General features: G+C 45.8%; 20 protein-coding genes and 1 riboswitch. Of the genes, 11 read left to right on the top strand and 9 right to left on the bottom strand.

Annotated elements, in window-relative coordinates:
- Positions 1-6: 6 nt before the first annotated feature.
- Positions 7-753, bottom strand: coding sequence for a type I methionyl aminopeptidase (map, locus tag L6I86_RS06895; RefSeq protein ID WP_236285845.1), 747 nt, complete (start codon positions 751-753; stop codon positions 7-9).
- Positions 754-793: 40 nt separating this feature from the next.
- Positions 794-1,153 (bottom strand): winged helix-turn-helix transcriptional regulator, encoded by a 360-nt coding sequence (locus L6I86_RS06890; RefSeq protein ID WP_056616422.1) that lies wholly within the window; start codon positions 1,151-1,153, stop codon positions 794-796.
- A 220-nt stretch (positions 1,154-1,373) separates the two neighbouring features.
- Between L6I86_RS06890 and L6I86_RS06885 the strand changes: the two genes are divergently transcribed.
- Together L6I86_RS06885 and L6I86_RS06880 are read left to right on the top strand one after the other, a co-directional pair.
- Complete coding sequence (locus tag L6I86_RS06885; protein ID WP_056616419.1) at positions 1,374-1,676, top strand: HesB/IscA family protein; 303 nt, start codon at positions 1,374-1,376, stop codon at positions 1,674-1,676.
- The gene (locus L6I86_RS06880; RefSeq protein ID WP_028556521.1) at positions 1,676-1,897 is read left to right on the top strand and encodes a YuzB family protein; all 222 of its coding nucleotides are present in this window, start codon (positions 1,676-1,678) and stop codon (positions 1,895-1,897) included. The genes L6I86_RS06885 and L6I86_RS06880 overlap by 1 nt, the downstream gene beginning before the upstream one ends.
- Before the next feature lie 59 nt (positions 1,898-1,956).
- On the opposite strand, the gene L6I86_RS06875 is transcribed toward L6I86_RS06880, so the two are convergent.
- Together L6I86_RS06875 and L6I86_RS06870 are read right to left on the bottom strand one after the other, a co-directional pair.
- Positions 1,957-2,451, bottom strand: coding sequence for a glutathione peroxidase (locus tag L6I86_RS06875; protein WP_236285844.1), 495 nt, complete (start codon positions 2,449-2,451; stop codon positions 1,957-1,959).
- A 70-nt stretch (positions 2,452-2,521) separates the two neighbouring features.
- Positions 2,522-3,412 carry a TIGR01777 family oxidoreductase gene (locus tag L6I86_RS06870; protein ID WP_236285843.1) on the bottom strand — a complete coding sequence of 297 codons (891 nt, stop codon included), beginning with the start codon at positions 3,410-3,412 and terminating at the stop codon, positions 2,522-2,524.
- Between the two features lie 189 nt (positions 3,413-3,601).
- Here L6I86_RS06870 and L6I86_RS06865 point away from each other — a divergent pair, with 189 nt between their 5' ends.
- From L6I86_RS06865 to L6I86_RS06845, 5 genes are all read left to right on the top strand, one after another.
- Positions 3,602-4,825, top strand: a complete 1,224-nt coding sequence (locus tag L6I86_RS06865) for an MDR family MFS transporter (protein ID WP_236285842.1) — start codon at positions 3,602-3,604, stop codon at positions 4,823-4,825.
- 115 nt (positions 4,826-4,940) lie between these two features.
- A riboswitch (cyclic di-GMP riboswitch) is annotated at positions 4,941-5,034 on the top strand.
- 118 nt (positions 5,035-5,152) lie between these two features.
- Positions 5,153-5,458, top strand: coding sequence for a hypothetical protein (locus L6I86_RS06860; protein ID WP_171633998.1), 306 nt, complete (start codon positions 5,153-5,155; stop codon positions 5,456-5,458).
- Between the two features lie 145 nt (positions 5,459-5,603).
- On the top strand, positions 5,604-6,518 hold the full coding sequence (locus tag L6I86_RS06855) for an exopolyphosphatase (protein WP_236285841.1): 915 nt from the start codon (positions 5,604-5,606) through the stop codon (positions 6,516-6,518).
- A 70-nt stretch (positions 6,519-6,588) separates the two neighbouring features.
- The gene (gene gloA2 / locus L6I86_RS06850) at positions 6,589-6,984 is read left to right on the top strand and encodes an SMU1112c/YaeR family gloxylase I-like metalloprotein (RefSeq protein WP_236285840.1); all 396 of its coding nucleotides are present in this window, start codon (positions 6,589-6,591) and stop codon (positions 6,982-6,984) included.
- 35 nt (positions 6,985-7,019) lie between these two features.
- A complete protein-coding gene (locus L6I86_RS06845; RefSeq protein WP_236285839.1) occupies positions 7,020-7,346 on the top strand; it encodes a copper amine oxidase N-terminal domain-containing protein in 327 nt (108 codons plus the stop codon).
- A 475-nt stretch (positions 7,347-7,821) separates the two neighbouring features.
- On the opposite strand, the gene L6I86_RS06840 is transcribed toward L6I86_RS06845, so the two are convergent.
- Positions 7,822-8,961, bottom strand: coding sequence for a THUMP domain-containing class I SAM-dependent RNA methyltransferase (locus L6I86_RS06840; RefSeq protein WP_056616402.1), 1,140 nt, complete (start codon positions 8,959-8,961; stop codon positions 7,822-7,824).
- Between the two features lie 136 nt (positions 8,962-9,097).
- Between L6I86_RS06840 and L6I86_RS06835 the strand changes: the two genes are divergently transcribed.
- Entirely contained in the window at positions 9,098-9,733 is a 636-nt protein-coding gene (locus L6I86_RS06835; RefSeq protein ID WP_236285838.1) for an O-methyltransferase, read from the top strand.
- Between the two features lie 56 nt (positions 9,734-9,789).
- On the opposite strand, the gene L6I86_RS06830 is transcribed toward L6I86_RS06835, so the two are convergent.
- Both L6I86_RS06830 and L6I86_RS06825 read right to left on the bottom strand, forming a co-directional pair.
- Positions 9,790-10,011 (bottom strand): hypothetical protein, encoded by a 222-nt coding sequence (locus L6I86_RS06830; protein ID WP_236285837.1) that lies wholly within the window; start codon positions 10,009-10,011, stop codon positions 9,790-9,792.
- A gap of 164 nt (positions 10,012-10,175) precedes the next feature.
- On the bottom strand, positions 10,176-11,147 hold the full coding sequence (locus L6I86_RS06825; RefSeq protein ID WP_236285836.1) for a metallophosphoesterase family protein: 972 nt from the start codon (positions 11,145-11,147) through the stop codon (positions 10,176-10,178).
- A 130-nt stretch (positions 11,148-11,277) separates the two neighbouring features.
- Here L6I86_RS06825 and L6I86_RS06820 point away from each other — a divergent pair, with 130 nt between their 5' ends.
- Positions 11,278-12,555: a CapA family protein gene (locus L6I86_RS06820; protein WP_236285835.1), complete on the top strand. Its 1,278-nt coding sequence runs from the start codon at positions 11,278-11,280 to the stop codon at positions 12,553-12,555.
- Between the two features lie 18 nt (positions 12,556-12,573).
- On the top strand, positions 12,574-13,200 hold the full coding sequence (locus tag L6I86_RS06815; protein WP_236285834.1) for a fumarylacetoacetate hydrolase family protein: 627 nt from the start codon (positions 12,574-12,576) through the stop codon (positions 13,198-13,200).
- A gap of 61 nt (positions 13,201-13,261) precedes the next feature.
- Here L6I86_RS06815 and L6I86_RS06810 read toward each other — a convergent pair whose 3' ends face one another.
- Entirely contained in the window at positions 13,262-14,455 is a 1,194-nt protein-coding gene (locus L6I86_RS06810; RefSeq protein WP_236285833.1) for an HD domain-containing phosphohydrolase, read from the bottom strand.
- Between the two features lie 201 nt (positions 14,456-14,656).
- Between L6I86_RS06810 and L6I86_RS06805 the strand changes: the two genes are divergently transcribed.
- Entirely contained in the window at positions 14,657-15,469 is an 813-nt protein-coding gene (locus L6I86_RS06805; RefSeq protein WP_236286321.1) for a DUF92 domain-containing protein, read from the top strand.
- 29 nt (positions 15,470-15,498) lie between these two features.
- Here L6I86_RS06805 and L6I86_RS06800 read toward each other — a convergent pair whose 3' ends face one another.
- A complete protein-coding gene (locus L6I86_RS06800; RefSeq protein ID WP_236285832.1) occupies positions 15,499-15,804 on the bottom strand; it encodes a LapA family protein in 306 nt (101 codons plus the stop codon).
- Between the last annotated feature and the right edge of the window lie 204 nt (positions 15,805-16,008).

Raw genomic sequence — 16,008 nt, 5'->3', positions numbered from 1 at the left:
AGATCGTTATTGTTCAGTTAAAATAATCGGTCCGTTACTTGTGATGGCAATCGTGTGCTCGTATTGTGCAGATAAACTGCCATCGTACGTTCTAGCTGTCCATCCATCTTGGTCAACTTTGGAGTGATATTTACCAACATTCAACATCGGTTCAATGGTGAAAACCATGCCTTCCTTGATGCGCGGACCTTTGCCAGCAGGTCCATAATGCGGCACTTGAGGCTCTTCATGCATCTCGGAGCCGATTCCGTGACCGATGAAGTCCCTAACAACGGAGAAGCCTTGCGATTCCGCGTAGACTTGGATAGCGTTGGCGACATCGCCGATCCGATTGCCGACCACAGCTTTTTCAATACCTTTATATAAGGAGTCCTTGGTAACTTGCAGGAGCTTCTCAGCAACAGGTGAAATCGTACCAACCGCGTAAGACCAAGCGGAATCTGCTAACCACCCATCGACCCGAACGACCATGTCAATCGTAACAATGTCACCATCATTGAGCGGCTCTTTCTTTGGGAAGCCATGACAAATGACGTCATTTACCGAAGCACAGGTTGCGTAGGGATAGCCGTGATACCCTTTTTGCTCAGGTGTAGCGCCATGTTTGGCCAGAAAGCCTTCGACAAATTGATCGATTTCCCACGATGTAATGCCCGGGCGAATCATTTTCGCGATTTCTTTATGACAATCGGCAAGGATTCGGCCTGCTTTCCCCATGGCTTCAATTTGTTCTTTTGTTTTAATAGTAATCATCAAGTTTCTCTCCTCTTCAGCTAGCTTCCCTAATTGTTCATTATGTCCATTTTGCTGACCAAAGCTTCATCTCTCTAATAATTTGATGCAGATCCTGCCCTTTTGGTGTCAAGGTATACTCAACTGTAACAGGAACTGTAGGGAACGCCATGCGCTCGAGAACCCCATGTTCTTCCAGATGGCGCAAAATATCCGTAAGGGATTTGGGACTGATGCCCGTAATTTGGCGCTGCAGCTCTCCGAAACGCTTCGTTCCACAGAATAATTCACGAAGTACAAGAAATGCCCATTTCCCGCCAATAACCTCCAAAGTTCGTTCGACGGAACACTCGATTTCTTTGGGGATTTTGGGAACATAGTTGCTAAGTGGAGCGACTTTTTCATTTTCAAGAGTGGACATGAGATCGCTTCCTTTCATCAAAATCGTGTAGGGTACTTACTTTTAGGTTAGTAAGTTAACATTTTGTAATAAGGGATTAATACTCATACTACTATGTATTTTAAAGTTCCTTATGGAATTTGGCAATAGAAGGGCAGATTAGGACGAGGTTGATTTCATGCGCTAGATTCTTTACAATAGAGTTAAAATTAAAATTTATTGTTTCAGGAGATGTGTACATATGAATGTCAAAATTTCTCGTAATGCAGCAAAAGTACTTCAATTGGAGCTCAATAAAGAAGAAAACCAAGGTTTGTTGGTTCGCGTACAAGTGACGCATAAGCATGGTGATCATGCTCACTATGGTTTGGGTCTTGATGATAAAACAGAAAATGATGTTGTAGTAAACACGGACAAAGGAATTGATGTTTTGTTAGATCAATCCGAGCCGCTTCTAGACGGTATCCGTATCGACTACTTCTACACACCAGAAGAAGGCTTCATGATTACTAACCCAAGTAAGGGGAACCACGGAGACCACTAATGCGGAATGATATTCGCATTTGTGATAAATGCAAACACATGAAGGTGAAATCGGCGCTTGCCAAAATAAGTGCCATTGCACCGGACACGGAAGTCAAAGTTGCGTGCAAATCGTATTGCGGTCCATGTTCGAGATTCGCATTCATCTTTATTAATGGCCGTTACATTACGGGCGCAACGGAAGACGAAGCCATTGAGAAAGCAAAAAAATACGTGAAATAAGAAAAAAGCATCCGTCCAATGGGACAGGATGCTTTTTTTTCATATTTATAAGCTAGGAATTAGGCGTGAACGGGTGATTTCTCTAGAAGCTTACGAATTTCACGGTCGATCTTATGCGGTTTCGTAGTTGGAGAGAAGCGCTTGATCACATTACCGTTTCCATCGACTAGGAATTTGGTGAAATTCCACTTGATGCCAGATCCGAATAGGCCAGATGCCTTGCTCTTCAAATAACGATACAACGGATGGGCATCAGAGCCATTCACATCGATCTTGGCGAATAGCGGGAAATTAACACCGAAATTAAGCTGGCACGCCTCTTCAACTTGCTTGTTATCGCCAGGCTCCTGATCCCTGAATTGATTGCAGGGAAAACCTAGGACACTAAAGCCTTGATTTTTATAGGTGTCGTGTAACTCTTGAAGTCCTTGGAATTGTGGAGCTAATCCACATTTCGTCGCGGTATTTACAATAAGCAGGACTTGGTTCTTGTAATCGCTAAGAGATTTGTCCTCACCGCGAATCGTCTTCACTTGAAATTGATGTACACTCATAGTGACACTACCTTCCGCAACTAATATTTCTCACAATTTAATTGTACACAATTTTAATTTGGAAGGGAAGCTATTTTTTTGCCAAATCTTCTAATGCATCTGCCAGCCAAGGAAAGCGCCACTCAAAACCATGCTCTTGCAATACACGAGGAATGACCTTCTGACCCTCCAGAAGCAGTACTGAAAGTTCGCCAAAAATCAACTTCATCATAAATGCCGGAACAGGGAAGAGATTGGGTCTTCGTATGGCAGTCGCAATCGCGCGTCCCAATTGCTTATTCGTAACCGGATTTGGAGCCGTGGCGTTAACCGGACCAACAATCGAGTCATTTTGAACGCAAAAATCAATTAGTCTCACCATATCATCGATGTGAATCCACGAATGCCACTGCCTGCCGCTGCCAACTGTTCCGCCTACTCCAAGCTTATAAGGAAGTGCCATCTTGGGGAAGGCACCTTCTTTATTATCCAACACAAGTCCAACCCGCACTTTCACGATACGTGTTCCTTGGATAAGATCAGCCGCAGCTTCCCATTGCTTGACTACGCTGGCTAGGAAGTCCGTTTGTCGATAAGGACTCGTCTCGTCAAAGGTTTCCGTCTCCGAAATACCGTAGTACGACATGCCTGATGCATTCACAACGACCTTAGGCTTGGGGTCCATTGTCGCGACTAGCTTGGCTACATGCTCAGCCGCTTGCAAGCGGGATTGTACAATTCGCGTCTTAGCTGCTTGCGTCCAACGCTGACTGATGGATTCACCCGCCAAATTTACAATGGCATCTAGACCTGCAAGGAGTTCCGTATTTCGCTCCAACTCGCCCCATGTTAACGTTCTAACACCTGGTACCTGCTTCGAAGATGAGCGTGATATATTAATAAGTTCGTGACCTTGTCCCAACCAGTAAGCGATTAATCGTTTTCCAATAAACCCGCTGCCACCTGTGATCGCTATTTTCATATGCAAGCACCTCCATATCGTTATTATAATTTTTCTACCCAATAAATACCATCTGTGAGATGGCGATAGAGAAAGGTAAACTTCGCTGTCTAAAATGACGACACAATTCGCTATTTTCGTGTATAATTGGAATTCGGTTATTAATTAACCATAGGGTAATTCGTGTGTCAGCGAGAGGAGTCTTCGTCTATGAATCGTATGCGTCAATTTCTTCAAGCCTATCATCCAATCGTACATACGCTTATCTTAGGTACGGTCATGGCCCGGGCTGCTTCTTCCATGAGTTTGCCGTTCCTAGCTATCTACTTGGCGAAGCACTCTGATATGAGCCCTGGGCTCATTGGTATTGTAATAGGAATGGGTGCATTAGCTGGAACGTTCGGCGGTTTTATCGGAGGTACTTTGTCAGACCGATTTGGTCGACGCGTGATTATGCTAGCGGCACTTTTTGGGTGGGGGTTCGTATTCCTCGGCTTCGGTGTTGTTAAATTACCGGTCTTATTTATGCTGCTCAATATGCTGAATGGACTTTGCCGTTCCTTTTACGAGCCCGTATCGCAAGCGTTAATGGCGGATCTAACAGAGCCCTCCAAAAGACGACAAGTATTTTCTCTTCGGTACATGGCGATCAACGTGGGTGTAGCTGTCGGTCCATTACTAGGTGCTTTCTTTGCCACAATGAACGGAGCCTTACCCTTTCTGCTCACAGGCATCATTTATTTAATCTATGGCATAACACTTTACGCCCTTCTCATTAAGTTCGGGATTAAGAAAATTGAAGGTGAGAAGAAATCAATCGTTACTTTCCGTTCTGCGATAGGTGTTATTCGTAAGGACATTACTTTCCGTTTATACATTATCGGGGGGATTATCGGAGCAATTGGTTATTCACAGGTTATGGTGACATTGTCGCAGTACTTACAAAGGGATTTTGCTAATGGGGTCAAAATGTTTGCTATTCTCATGAGCGCCAATGCCATTGTCGTCATTGCGATGCAGGTCCCTTTGGGGAGATGGGCTGAAAAGTATTCTCCTCTAACGGCTATCGTTGTTGGCAACTTTATGTTCGCATTAGGCGATATCGGATTTGCCTTTTCACACACTTTGGCATGGCTGATTGTTTCAATGGGGATTTTTACGTTTGGTGAAATTCTGAATTATCCTGCCGCGAACATGTTGATTGATAAGCTAGCTCCTGAACATATGCGTGGAACCTACTACGGTGCTCAAACATTAACGAACATCGGTCACTTTATGGGGCCATGGGTTGGTGGCTTTTTATTAGTTTCCTATGGCGGCAGCACGCTCTTTCTCGTGATAGCGATTTTGTCGATGATGGGCTCGATTTTCTATTGGAGAGGCACAAAACGTCGAAATACTGCGAAAATATCGTCGAAAATGCAAATATTTTGATGGATTTCGTAAAAATAGTTCTTACGAACTATTCGATTTCAAATCGTCATCCCTTATCCTTGAGAGTATAGTAAGAATTATTTGAAGGATTCATCTAAAAAGATTGTGCACATCATCTCGACAAAGGCAAAGCTGGCGAAAGCCAGTGACGCAAAGCTACAGGGGCCTTACTTCTCCTGCAAAGGACAAGCAGCCAGCCAGCCGCCGAACGATTGGGAATTCACTTCAGAACCCCTCTAGTCGGTTCACTACGGTGGGGTTTTTTCTCTGTCATAGCGAAGCAAATGAATCAAATGGAATGACACGTACAAAGGAGGCCCTAGCGGCATGAAATCGGAAGTAAAATTGCAGGATGAACAGAAAGCAACATCGTTATGCGGTAACCATGTTGCACGATTGGTGCCATCCACGGATGGACCTAAGCTTATGATTAACCGAGAAGAATATGCATTAAATGAAGCGTGTTGGGATGTTGAGATGTTTCACGGGAGAAACAATAGCATTCTGATTTTTTACTGGAAAGGCGAAGTGAAGCTTTCTGTGAAAATGCCTCCGATGGCTCAAATCGAAGGGTTTGTCACAAGACTTTTGCAATGTCTATCATCCAAATTGAGAGTGGTTCAACCTATCTAGGTGGATCGCTCTTTTTTTTGTCACTGGAAGATCAGGCATAGGTAGACCTGGTGATTTTCTCATTGTCACCTATCTATACTAGCTGATATAATATGACCATCACATTTCATAGTTCTTAAGAACTATATTAAAGGAGATGCATGGCATGAGATTGATCACACGTTCCGATTTCGATGGTTTAGTATGCGCGATGCTCTTCAAACAATTAAATATGGTGGATGAAATGAAATTTGTCCATCCCAAAGATATGCAAGACGGTTTAATTGAGGTTACTGAGAATGATATTTTGGCTAATGTACCCTATGTCGCAGGCTGTGGTTTATGGTTCGATCATCACTCCAGCGAAATCACACGGATGGGGGAATCCGTAACGTTCAAAGGTGAAACGCGGCTTGCTCCAAGTGCTGCACGAGTTGTCTATGATTACTACGGTGGAAAAGAAACCTTCGGCGATATCGACGATATTATGCTTGGTGTAGATAAAGCGGACTCCGCACAATTTAGCAAAGAGGATATTTTGAATCCGAGCGGTTGGGATTTGCTTTCGTTTATCATGGACGCTCGAACGGGGTTAGGTCGTTATCGGGATTATCGCATCAGCAACTACCAGTTGATGGAGGATCTAGTGGAGCATTGTGCAACGAAATCCGTTGGCGAGATCATGGAGTTGCCCGATGTGAAAGAGCGTGTAGCTCGTTATTTTGAACTAGATGCGCTATACCGGGACATGTTGAAAATCTACACACGGGTTGAGAGAAATGTCGTCATTACGGATCTTCGCGATGTGGAGACGATCTATCCAGGGAATCGTTTCATGGTCTATGCGCTCTATCCGGAGCAAAACACCTCGATTTGGATTGTTGATGGCCGAAACAAGCAGAACTGCGTATTTGCTTGCGGGCACAGCATTGTCAATCGCACGGCACAAACAAACATTGGCGATTTAATGCTTCAACATGGCGGGGGTGGGCATCACGCTGCAGGGACTTGCCAAGTGGATTATGCGCAAGCCGACGAGGTTCTACACAAAATCGTTGAAACGATGCAAGCAGCAGGTTAAAATAAAAGGACAAGCCGCAGCGGGGAAGCAGCCCAGCGTGCGGTTTTTCTATGTAAGGAGGCCATATTCAATGGAATTAAAACAGATGCATCACGTTGCGATTATTTGTTCGAATTATGAGCAATCGAAGCATTTCTATGTTGATTTACTCGGACTAACCGTCATTCACGAAACGTATCGCGCTGAAAGAGACTCGTACAAATTGGATTTGCGCATTGGGGATACCGCACAGGAAATTGAATTGTTTTCTTTTCCGAATCCGCCCCTGCGCGTGAATCAACCCGAAGCGAGGGGACTACGTCATCTGGCCTTCGTTGTATCTAATATGGAGCAAAGCGTACAAGAATTAGAAAGCAAAGGCATTCCGGTTGAGCCGGTACGGGTTGATCCGATTACGGGGAATCTGTACACGTTTTTCGCGGATCCGGATGGACTGCCGTTGGAATTGGTGGAGATTGTTGGATAGATGAAATCATTTTGCGTGAAAGGCTAGGTTTTTTAATGAGAATAAGAAATGTTTTCCTATCCGCTTGTTGTTTCGTGTTCATGGTCACTAGCACGCCTACATATATTCGAGCTGAAGCTGGTGGACAAGCCATCGTGTTGAAGTTTCAGGATGTAATGGCAATGGTCAGAGGGAACACCTACGAGTTGCAAAGTGCCCCAGTTCTCGTAAATGGCGTAACGATGGTTCCACTGCGATTCGTTGGAGAGCAACTTGGTCAAACGGTAACTTACAATAACCAACATCAAACGATCACTTTGACCATGGATGTGCCAATTGTTGCCCCAGTAACTGAACCAAAAAGCTTTCTACACCGACAGTAGACAACCTTGTTCTGGATCCAGATGGCGGAAAGCCAATTGCCAGGGCAACGCAGGTTTTAAGTGTGGTAGTGGACAAAGATGGTAACATATACTCACTTCGTAATTATGCCAACAATGACGGTTACATCATTAGTAAATACGAACCTGACACAAGAATAGAGCTAACGTGAGGTTAGTTCGATGAAAACTGAGCTAACGGACACCAGCGCCGTTATTGTTATGTAATTTGTTTCTTTTTGCGTGTAACGGACACCAGAGCTCTTATTTTACCATTTCGGGGGCGAATTTTCTCCAAAAACGGTGAATAGCAGCTCTGGTGTCCGTTAGTATACTGAATCGGCGATGTTTCGCCGAATAAGGGCTTCTGTGTCCGTTACCTTGGCAAGGGAATGGTATGCCTCTGTATGAGTAAACCAAAAACAGCGACAGCTAAGACGTAAAGTCTCGCTGCCGCTGTTTTATTTATATTCGAACCTTACCTCCGCGGAGGCAGAGGCCCTAGATACTGGAACAAATTACATTCGATCCGTCCGTTAAAAAGCTTACGCTTTTTATCAGCGCGGCGGTTCATATAATGCTCGAGCTGCGTGCTCGGGCTTAGGATGAACAGGCTCCACGACGGCATCGGCCGTGTTAAAGCGCCGAGCTCGCGCAGCGCCAGCTCGACATCCGGTGCTTCACCAAGACGCTCGCCGTACGGCGGGTTGGTGATCAAGCAGCCATAGTCGCCGCGCGGACGCGCTTTGGCGATGGGCTCAACCTTCAGCTGGAACTGCTTCGTCAGTCCAGCTGCCTTGGCGGCCGCCTCTGCCACTTCGATGGCAGCAGGATCAATATCGCTGCCGACGATGTGCAGCGGCACGTTGTCTTTCACCGCGTCGAACGCTTCGTCGCGGGCTTTGTCCCACAGCTTGCGGGGAATGTTCCCCCAAGCTTCACTAGGGAAGCTGCGCCGCAGGCCTGGCGCGATGTTCCAGCCGATCATCGCCGCTTCGATCGGGATGGTTCCCGACCCGCAGAACGGGTCGTAGAGCGGCCGGTCGACGTTCCAGCGGCTTAGCAGGATCAAAGCTGCCGCCATCGTTTCCTTCAGCGGCGCTTCGGTCACGAGCTTACGGTAGCCGCGCTTATGAAGGCTGGGGCCGGTCGTGTCGATCGTTAGCGTCGCGATATCGTTCAACAGCGCAACTTCAATCACGTAGCGAGCTCCGTTCTCGGGGAACCATTCGGTGCCGTAACGCTGCTTCAGCTTCTCAACGACAGCTTTCTTGGCGATCCCTTGGCAAGCGGGAACGCTGGATAATTGTGACTTATGGGATCGCCCCTCGACAGGGAATTCGGCATCATTCGGAATCCAGTCTGGCCAAGCGAGAGCTTTGGTGCCTTCGAAAAGCTCATCGAAGGTTGTTGCTTTGAATTGCCCCATTAGCACGAGGACGCGATCGGCTGTTCTCAGCCAAAGATTCGTCCGACAGATGGCCAATTCATCACCAAAGAAACGGACGCGTCCATTCTCGACGGTCATTTCCTCATAACCGAGGTCACGGATTTCGCGGGCAACGATTGCCTCAAGTCCCATCGGACAAGTGGCGATTAGTTCAATTTTTTGTGGCATAGGTATAGTCCTTCCATCCGGGTTGTACAACGCTCAGAAAACTCATACAATTAACAAGTATAGGACAAATAGGTTACACTTACAAACGGGTATTGCAAAGTACCTATATACGATGCGAATTTAGGAGGACAAATACATGGAAACGGTCACTGCAGAAAGCTATATGGAAGGTTTATATGAAGAAGATGCCGTACTAACACGGGTGAAAGAGGTCATTGTTGCTCACAACATGCCTGAGATTTCTATCGCTCCAGGATATGGCAGATTGTTAACGATGCTGGTTACGATGATTGGTGCGAAGCGAGTGTTGGAAATTGGTGCGTTAGGCGGATACAGTGGCATTTGCTTAGCTAGAGGGTTGAAAGAGGGCGGCAAGCTCATTTCACTAGAGCTGAAACAAGATTTCGCGGATGTGGCGAAACGCAACGTGACCGAAGCAGGTCTAGGTGAATTCGTCGAGTATCGGATTGGCGAAGCACTCGATCACTTGAATGAGCTGTTGGAGCGGGGCGAGCGCTTCGATTTCTTCTTTATTGATGCAGATAAAGTGAATTATCCGAACTACTTGGAGCTTGCGATCAAGCTGGCGAATCCAGGTGCAATCATTGCTGGAGATAACACGTTGATGCGCGGTAAAGTTGTTGATGAGAAGCAAACGAAGGCATCGGTTCAAGCGATGCGAACGTTTAATCAGCGGATTGCGACAGATGAGCGGCTGGAAAGCACCATATTACCGGCGTATGATGGTTTGGCTTTAGCTCGGGTGAAATAAAATGAATTGAGAAAAAGAGCGATTCGCTGCTAGCAGCTGATCGCTCTTTCGTCTTGCTAGGAGGCTTTATCCTTCGTATGTAAATCAGAATCGATCATTTTCGTATCATTTATTTGTGGTTGAATTTGTGTTAATGGTGCCTGAGGTTGCTTGGTAGGTGCGAGGTGAGTCGTTGTACGTTGTTTCTTGAAGCTCATCGTGCTAAGGCTGTTCCAGTAGATAAACAAACATTCTGCACAAACGATAATCAGTATGATTTTACGCCAATTTAGCTTCATTCAGATAAGCCTCACTTTCCATCGTACACCTATATTAGCATATAGTGGAATTAATTTCCATGAGTTTTCATCCAAGGGTAAAATCATTCCGAATTCGCTAGTCTTGATATTTTCCATTTATCTTGTTTGGAGGTGGTGTGATAGGAGTAGGCTGGAGCACAAAATTAAACGTCCAAATGCACCAATCCCGTCGTAATCTCCAACTCGTACCTTCGACTATCCGGCATCTGAGCGTCGTAAGCCATCTGGACAGCTCGCTTCATATCATAGGGTACTCGCACGAATTGCAGCGCAACCCCTGCTTGAACCGAAGGGTCTGATTCTCCCTCGATCACGCAGTAACACGCCTGAGGTATGCCGTCGTAGGGAACACCGACGCTCCCTACGTTGAATAACAGCAACCCGCTGCGATCTCCCGCACTTGCACTCCGCTGTCCCAGGCTCCCGCTGCGATCTCCCGCACTTGCACTCCGCTGTCCCAGGCTCCCGCTGCGATCTCCCGCACTTGCACTCCGCTGTCCCAGGCTCCCGCTGCTCTCCATTTTACTCGGACTTGTAGACTGCACAGAATCCTCGTTCAGCAGCAAACTCCGTTTCCCATCTCCCGCACTCAGCTCACCTCTCTCTGAAGGGTTGCTCAACGTCAACATATACGGGATATGGATATCTCCGTAACCAACGATATCCGGCTCAGTTCCATCGTGAGGGGTTCCGGTCATCTCTGTATTTTCAAACATCGCTAGTCGCTCATTCTTCGAAGCTTCCCGTTTCAATCGATGAAAGACGCTCTGAGCCGACGCATGGAACAAGCGAATATGTTTCCCGCTGAGCATCACGTCGATGGAGAAGGGAAGCTGCTTTAAATAGGCTAGCCGTTCATCACCAAGCGATTGTTGCTGCCACAAGCCAGCAGGAAGCTCCTGCGGCATCGTGATGCCGAGATCCCAGTTGCCTTGCACAACGGCTTCACAAGTCAATCTAGTAAGGTCAACAACCTCTGCAGAGCTTGGCCCCTTGCCAACAAGATCGCCTAAACAGAAGATACGTGTAATGCCTCTACGCTCAATATCGTGATGCACTGCTTCCAAGGCAGGTAGGTTTCCATGAATATCAGAAATAATGGCGATTTTCTCCAAGCGACCCGTGTCCTTTCTTATCCTACGTAATGCTTCTGTTATACCACATGGTAGACATTCTGAAAATGTGAGTCTCTTCCTATTACCCAACGATGTCGACATCTGTTATAATTTGTAGGGGGAAAGGGGAATGTTTGAATTGGAATCTAGACAAGAACGTCACGGTAAATCGAAAAAAGAATCAAATCCGAGCAAAAAGCCTTCACTTAAAGTTTTAGGTGGCTTCACAGTTGCAGCGATTGCTTGTTTTGCCATTGGAATCGGGGCTTCTTATTTATCCTCCAATTATAATAATGGGGAAGAAGAGGGAGCGGCTTCAACACCAATGGCTGTTATTTCACCTAAACCATCGGCCTCCACTTCGAATGGAAATTCGACTGTGCAGGTAAGTCCCAAAGCTTCTACCGTCGTTACCCCGACACCAACACCATCAGCGAATGCAGCAGCGGTACAGCAAGTAGGAACTGGCGCACAAGTGAAATTAACTTTTGTGGGTGATGTGATTATGGCCTCCAAAGTGGAAGATATTCTTAAGCAAAAAGGCTATGATTACCCGTACACGAATGTAAAAGATTTCTTGACCAAAGCTGATTTTACAATTGCAAATTTGGAATCACCAATAACGACTAGAGGCAGCGTTCAGAGCAAAGAGTACGTGTATCGTTCTGCGCCTGAGGCATTGCCCCCGCTTAAACAAGCAGGTGTTGACATTGTTAACCTAGCCAATAACCACATCATGGATTACGGATCAGAAGGCTTATTAGATACGATGAAAGCACTGGATCAAGAGGGCATTAAGCGAGTAGGAGCTGGCAAGGATAATTCCGAAGCCTACCAACCAACCATAGTGGAAAAAGATGGCATGAAGATTGCTGTTTTTGGTTTCAGCCGTGTTGTTCCAGAAGCGTCTTGGAAAGCTGCACCAGGTCATCCTGGCGTTGCCGAAACGTATAACTATAAGCCGCCAGTTGAAGCCATCGAGAAAGCCAAAGCAACAGCTGATCTTGTTGTAGTTGTGGCTCATTGGGGTGTAGAACGCGATGACAATCCGGATAAAAATCAGAAAGAGCTCGCACATCGTTACATTGATGCAGGGGCAGATCTTGTTATAGGCGGACATCCGCATGTCCTGCAAGGCTTTGAACAATACAAAGGCAAATGGATTGCCTATAGTTTAGGGAACTTCATCTTTACGACAAATGACACGCCCAAAACTTGGGAAACCGTCATCTTGGAAGCGGCTTGTACAAAGGACAAGTCCTGCAATATTCATCTAGTGCCGATTTTGACGAAATTAGCCTTGCCTACTCCAATGAATGAGGAAGATGGAGCGAAGTTATTTCAACGATTAAGCAAAATTTCAATAGGTGCCACGGTGGATGCGCAAGGCAATGTGAATAAGAAATAGAAGAGGTGTTCATCTAACATGACAGCAACGATTCGAAATATATATTGCGTTGGACGGAACTATCGTGCACATGCTGCAGAACTTGGGAACGACGTCCCTGATCAACCGATGATTTTCACAAAGCCTACTCATGCGTTAGTGCAAATGGAGGGTAGCACATTGTCTCTCCCAAATGATCAAGGTGAGATTCACTATGAAACGGAACTCGTCTTACATATTTCAAAGCCGTACTCGGAAGGCATAAAAGTCGATGAGATCGTCGATCAATATGCACTGGGAATTGATTTTACACTTCGTGATGTGCAGAACGTGATTAAGAAAAAGGGGCAACCATGGCTGCCTGCCAAAGGGTTCTTGAAGTCAGCTCCAATCACAACGTTCCGTCCGTTTCCTGGTGCGTCCGAATTGACGAAATCGAACTTCCAGCTTCGTCAGAATGGGCAAGTTGTTCAGGACGGGAACATTTCTAATATGATTTTCGATCTTCAAACCATCATCGATTACATCGCGAAGCATTATGGATTGGGTCCTGGTGACATCATTTTCACGGGGACGCCGGAAGGTGTAGGCCCTGTCCAAGACGGCGACCGATTAGAGTTGCACTGGGGAGAAGAGCTATTTGGGGCTTTTTCCATTCATTTATAGCATAAAAGGGCAGTTCTCCAAGGTCACTTGACCTCTGGGAACTGCCCTTTTCATTGGCTTTCTATGTATTCGTTTCAATTGGATTAGCTAAAGCTGCATCCGAGTATTGCTCTCTTACACGGAGAATAGCAGGTAATTGCTTGAAGAAGGCATCAACCACATCAGGGTCGAAGTGCTCTCCACGTTCCTCCTGAAACAATCGGAGAATACGATCGAGCTCCCAAGCTTTCTTGTAAACACGGTCACTGCCAAGGGCATCGAAAACATCAGCTAACGCTGTTATGCGACCGTAAATATGGATTTCTTCACCTTTAATACCGCGAGGGTACCCTCGACCATTCCATTTCTCGTGATGCTCATAAGCAACGACCGCGGCGGTTTTGAGGATATACCGGGTGGAATTTCGAAGCAGATTATAGCCGATCAGTGTATGATTTTGCATGAGTTTGAACTCGTCCTCGGTCAGCTTGCCCGGCTTATTGAGAACCGCATCAGGGATGGCTACCTTGCCGATATCATGCATGGGTGAAGCAATTTTCAATAACTCAGCTTCTTCTTGAGTCATACCCAATTCAAGCGCTAGCAAATAGGAATACTCGGCAACACGCTTCACGTGATTGCCCGTTTCCTTCGAACGACTTTCACCAATTTCCCCCATTCGGAAAATAATTTCTTTCTGTGTCTCCTCTATTTCCATCGTTAGGAGGGCAGATTCCAATGATTTTCCAGCGTAAGAAGAGGCCAAAGTTAAATATTCCATATCTTTGTCGGAGAATTGCTCGCTCGCTGTAAGCTTATTAATGGCTTGATAAGCTCCCATAATCTCACCTTGACTATTCCGGAAGGGGATGACCATTAAGGCTTTTGTGCGATAACCCGTTTGTTGGTCTGTACGGATGGCGCCATTTTGTAAATAAGATTTGTATTCCTCATTGGTATAAGCATCATGAATGAAGACAGCTTGATCATTCGTCACGGCATAGCCGACAAGGCCAGCTGAGCTTGGGATCCGGATTTCATCAAGACCATGAGCCACTTTAGACCATAGCTCATTCTTTTGTGTATCGAGCAGCCAGACGGTACAACGGTCGGAGACAATCATCTCACGCCCCATATCTGCCATCAGCATTAGTACGTTATCAAGAAGACGTTCGTTCGCAATCTTGGAAGCATAGTCGAAAATGACACGCAGCATGTCTTCGGGTTCTAGGTCTTTTTTGAAAGTGGAATTGGTAGTGAAGTGATCTTGCTCCATGTCAGCCTCCTATCGCTTATCACTTTTATAGTATCATAAAATAGGATATTTATGGTCAACAATTTGCAGAAATAACCGAAAAATGTCGAATTAATTTTACAAAATGCAATAATAAATTGACTAAGTCGAATGTGATACAATATACATAATTAATTTGAGCGTAGAAACTAAATGAAAGGGAGAGTCCTATTTATGTTGTTTATGCCGGTAGTCTATGGATTCATAGGAAGCGTAATAATTGCAGGTGCTGCCTATTGGAAGAAATCCTTATCTATAACTGGTCTGATAGCAGCGGTGCTGCTAGGAACGACGATGTTTGCGTGTGGGAGTCTAGCGTGGTTCGGAACACTAATCGCGTTCTTCATCTCTTCTAGCTTGCTTTCGAAACTCAAACATCAGCGTAAGGCCGCAGCAGAAAGTGGTTATGCCAAAGGAGGGCGACGCGATGCAGGTCAAGTTACCGCCAATGGAGGGCTTGGATTGCTGCTTTGTATCGGAAATGCGATCTTATCTGATCCTGTCTGGTGGTATATGTATATAGGTGTTATGGCAACTGTGAATGCGGATACGTGGGCAACAGAAATTGGCGGCTTGAGTAAGTCGATTCCTCGGTCTATTGTGAATGGGAAGCAGGTGGCTGCAGGTACTTCAGGAGGAATTACAAGTTTAGGAATCGTAGCTTCCTTGCTCGGCGGAGCGTTTATCGGACTTGTGGGGGGCATTTTCAATCAACTAGGGGAGACACAGGAGATAAGTAATTCAATCATGTTCATAGTTGCGGTTGGTGCAATTGCGGGCTTAGGTGGATCTCTCATGGACTCTTGGCTCGGGGCGACGCTGCAGGTGATGTTTCATTGTGAAGTTTGCGGTAAAACAATTGAGAAGCAGGAACATTGTACTCAGAAAGCTAGGCAAATTCGAGGTCTGAGATGGATGAGTAATGATGTGGTAAACGCAACTTCCTCATTAATCGGAGGGGTAATATGCTTCTATCTGAGCACCTTACCTCTCTGATGGTTGTTTTTCAGTAAGTCTCAATAAGTCTATACACTTGGCTCATTCTGTTCTAGGTCGGAAACCGTGGTGGATACGGCTGTTGGATGAAGCGCTTCGTGTAGCTGTTTCTCTAACTGTTTAACTTTACGCTGCAGCTTATATTGACGTACCATGCCGAAGAGGCCAACAATTAGACCGCCTAATAAGGTTGAGGTTAAAATGACGAGAATCAAAGGTGTGGACGTCGTGACGAACATGAAGTTTACTTGTACGGGCTCCACATTGACGACAGCAAAAACTGCGGTTATAAGAGCAAACACTAAAGCACTGATTAGAATCCATTGCATCTTCATGTAGCCATCATCCTCTCTTGTTTATGAGAAAACCTCTATCGAAGCCATTCAATGATGAGCGACCGCGTTTAGTGGTAGGTTTTATCGCCAAATAGAAAGCTGTTTTCGGGAACCGAAAACTTATACTTTCTATTGTGGTGAAAAAGGTTGAAAGCCTCTGCTTTCAACCTTTTCTTTGTTTGCTATCAGCCCACGAACTGTATG

Origin of the sequence: Paenibacillus allorhizoplanae, from assembly GCF_927798215.1 — a bacterium.
Taxonomy (GTDB): Bacteria; Bacillota; Bacilli; order Paenibacillales; family NBRC-103111; genus Paenibacillus_E; species Paenibacillus_E allorhizoplanae.
This window is presented reverse-complemented; position numbering and strand designations above follow the sequence as displayed.